Origin of the sequence: Caballeronia sp. AZ7_KS35, assembly GCF_023631045.1 — a bacterium.
GTDB classification, from domain to species: domain Bacteria; phylum Pseudomonadota; class Gammaproteobacteria; order Burkholderiales; family Burkholderiaceae; genus Caballeronia; species Caballeronia zhejiangensis.
In genome coordinates this window covers 1-3273 of the sequence record NZ_JALQDV010000083.1, presented here as the reverse complement: position 1 = coordinate 3273, position 3273 = coordinate 1, and the positions used below count along the sequence as shown (strand labels likewise).

Genomic DNA, 3273 nt, shown 5'->3' with positions numbered 1-3273 from the left:
TAAAAAAACCAAGGCCGGAATACCGGAACATCGGGATCGGTCAGATCGCGAAGTATCGCTTGCCGCTGGCGGGCAAGGTATCGATCCTTCATCGCGTGAGCGGCCTGCTGCTCTTCGTGTGTCTGCCGTTCATCCTGTATCTGCTCGATCAGAGCCTCACGTCGGAAATCTCGTTCGACGCGTTCAAGGGCTTTCTCGCCAACCCCATCGTCAAGATCATCACGCTCGTGTTGTCGTGGTCGTATCTGCATCACTTCTGCGCGGGTATCCGCTTCTTGCTGCTCGACACGCACGTCGGCGTGAACAAGCAAGGCGGCAAGCAAAGCGCGCTCATCGTGCTGATCGTCTCGCTGTTGCTCACGCTCGCGATGGCTCTCAAGATCTTCGGAGTGTTCTAAACATGGCAACGCAAAATCGGGTCGGCCCCAAGCGCCTGGTCGTCGGCGCGCACTATGGTCTGCGCGACTGGCTCGCGCAACGCATCACCGCGGTCGTGATGGCCGTGTACACCGTCATTCTTCTCTTCTGGTTCTTCGCGGCGCACAACTTCTCGTACGAAGGCTGGGCGGGCATCTTCGCGACCCAGTGGATGAAGCTTGCGACTTTCGTAGCCTTGCTTTGCCTCTTCTATCACGCGTGGGTCGGCATTCGCGACATCTGGATGGACTACGTGAAGCCCATGGGTCTGCGCCTGCTCTTGCAAGTGCTGACGATCCTCTGGCTCGTCGGATGCGCCGGCTACGCTGCACAGATTCTCTGGAGAGTTTAAAGAACATGGCTGCAATCAAGACTTCCCTGCCGCGTCGTCGCTTTGACGTGGTCATCGTCGGTGCGGGCGGATCGGGCATGCGCGCATCGTTGCAGCTCGCGCGCGCGGGTCTGTCCGTCGCGGTGCTCTCGAAAGTGTTCCCCACGCGCTCGCATACGGTGGCCGCGCAAGGCGGCATCGGCGCATCGCTCGGCAACATGAGCGAAGACAACTGGCACTATCACTTCTACGACACCATCAAGGGCTCCGACTGGCTCGGCGATCAGGATGCGATCGAGTTCATGTGCCGCGAAGCGCCCAACGCCGTGTACGAGTTGGAACACATGGGCATGCCGTTCGACCGTAATCCGGATGGCACGATCTATCAGCGTCCGTTCGGCGGCCACACGGCGAACTACGGCGAGAAGCCCGTGCAACGCGCCTGCGCGGCCGCCGACCGTACCGGTCACGCGTTGCTGCACACGCTGTATCAGCAGAACGTCGCGGCTAAAACGCACTTCTTCGTCGAATGGATGGCGCTGGATCTGATCCGCGACGCCGATGGCGACGTGCTCGGCGTCACCGCGCTCGAAATGGAAACGGGCGAGGTCTATATCCTCGAGGGCAAGACGACGCTGTTCGCCACGGGCGGCGCGGGCCGTATCTTCGCGGCATCGACGAATGCGTTCATCAATACGGGCGACGGCCTCGGCATGGCCGCGCGTTCGGGCATCGCGCTGCAGGACATGGAGTTCTGGCAGTTCCACCCGACCGGCGTCGCCGGCGCGGGCGTGCTGATTACCGAAGGCGTGCGCGGCGAAGGCGGCATTCTGCGTAACTCGAATGGCGATCGCTTCATGGAGCGCTATGCGCCGACGCTGAAGGATCTCGCGCCGCGCGACTTCGTTTCGCGTTCGATGGATCAGGAGATCAAGGAAGGCCGCGGCGTCGGTCCGAACAAGGATCACGTGCTGCTCGATCTGTCGCACATCGGCGCCGAGACGATCATGAAGCGTCTGCCGTCGATTCGCGAGATTGCGCTGAAGTTCGCGAACGTCGATTGCATCAAGGAGCCGATTCCGGTCGTGCCGACCATCCACTATCAGATGGGTGGCATTCCGACGAACATGCATGGTCAGGTCGTGGGCACCGCGAAGGGCTACAACGATCCGGTCAACGGCTTCTATGCTGTTGGCGAATGCTCGTGCGTGTCGGTGCACGGCGCGAATCGTCTCGGTACGAACTCGCTGCTCGATCTCGTCGTGTTCGGCCGCGCGGCGGGCAATCACATCATCAAGCACGCGAAGGAATTGAAGGAGCACAAGCCGCTACCGGCCGATGCCGCCGACTTCGCGATGGAACGTCTCGCGGTGCTGGAGAAGTCGACGTCGGGCGAGTACACGCAGAACATCGCCAACGACATCCGCGCATCGATGCAGGCGCATGCGGGCGTGTTCCGCACGTCGAAGCTGCTCGAAGAAGGCGTCGGCAAGATCGCCGAACTCGCCGAGCGCGTGAAGCACGTGCATCTGAAGGACAAGTCGAAGGTGTTCAACACCGCGAAGGTCGAGGCGCTCGAACTGGCGAATCTGATCGAAGTCGCACGCGCGACGATGGTTTCCGCCGAAGCGCGTAAGGAAAGCCGTGGCGCGCACGCGCACAGCGACTACGAGCATCGCGACGACGAGAACTGGATGCGTCACACGCTGTGGTTCAGCGAAGGCGATCGCCTCGAATACAAGCCGGTGCAGATGAAGCCGCTGACGGTCGAATCGGTGCCGCCCAAGGCGCGTACCTTCTAAGGAAAGCGCAAGGAAATCGAAATGGCAAAGAGAATTTTTGAAGTCTATCGCTACGATCCGGACAAGGATGCGGCGCCGCGCATGCAGAGCTACGAGCTCGATCTGACGCATGAACGCATGCTGCTCGACGCGCTGGTGAAACTGAAAGAAGTCGATGAGACGCTGTCGTTCCGTCGCTCGTGCCGCGAAGGCGTGTGCGGTTCGGACGCGATGAACATCAACGGCAAGAACGGCCTCGCGTGCCTGACGAATCTGAACGAACTGCCGCAGAAGATCGTGCTGCGTCCGCTGCCGGGTCTGCCGGTGGTGCGCGATCTGATCTGCGATTTCACGCAGTTCTTCAATCAGTATCATTCGATCAAGCCGTATCTGATCAACGATACGCCGCCGCCCGAGAAGGAGCGTCTGCAGTCGCCCGTCGAGCGCGATGAACTCGATGGCTTGTACGAGTGCATTCTGTGCGCGAGCTGCTCGACGTCGTGCCCGAGCTTCTGGTGGAACCCGGACAAGTTCGTGGGACCGGCGGGCTTGCTGCAGGCGTATCGCTTCATCGCGGATAGCCGCGATCAGGCGACGGGCGAACGCCTCGATAACCTGGAAGATCCGTATCGTCTGTTCCGTTGCCATACGATCATGAATTGCGTCGACGTGTGCCCGAAGGGGCTCAACCCGACCAAGGCGATCGGCAAGATCAAGGAATTGATGGTGCGACGGGCGGTTTGA

4 protein-coding genes are annotated in these 3273 nt (G+C 60.8%); all 4 read left to right on the top strand.

Translation table 11 applies throughout. The features are described 5' to 3' along the window. The coding region (sdhC, locus tag NCT05_RS36575) for a succinate dehydrogenase, cytochrome b556 subunit (protein WP_250437927.1) at positions 1 to 398 on the top strand (398 nt) is incomplete at its 5' end. Between the two features lie 2 nt (positions 399 to 400). Next, entirely contained in the window at positions 401 to 769 is a 369-nt protein-coding gene (sdhD, locus tag NCT05_RS36570; RefSeq protein ID WP_008354058.1) for a succinate dehydrogenase, hydrophobic membrane anchor protein, read from the top strand. Between the two features lie 5 nt (positions 770 to 774). After that, positions 775 to 2550, top strand: a complete 1776-nt coding sequence (gene sdhA / locus NCT05_RS36565) for a succinate dehydrogenase flavoprotein subunit (protein ID WP_008354057.1) — start codon at positions 775 to 777, stop codon at positions 2548 to 2550. 21 nt (positions 2551 to 2571) lie between these two features. Then, positions 2572 to 3273 carry a succinate dehydrogenase iron-sulfur subunit gene (locus NCT05_RS36560; protein ID WP_008354056.1) on the top strand — a complete coding sequence of 234 codons (702 nt, stop codon included), beginning with the start codon at positions 2572 to 2574 and terminating at the stop codon, positions 3271 to 3273.

Coding starts and splice junctions, on each gene's coding strand:
- sdhD (WP_008354058.1), top strand. CDS start 401: ATGGCAACGCAAAATCGGGTCGGCCCCAAGCGCCTGGTCGTCGGCGCG.
- sdhA (WP_008354057.1), top strand. CDS start 775: ATGGCTGCAATCAAGACTTCCCTGCCGCGTCGTCGCTTTGACGTGGTC.
- NCT05_RS36560 (WP_008354056.1), top strand. CDS start 2,572: ATGGCAAAGAGAATTTTTGAAGTCTATCGCTACGATCCGGACAAGGAT.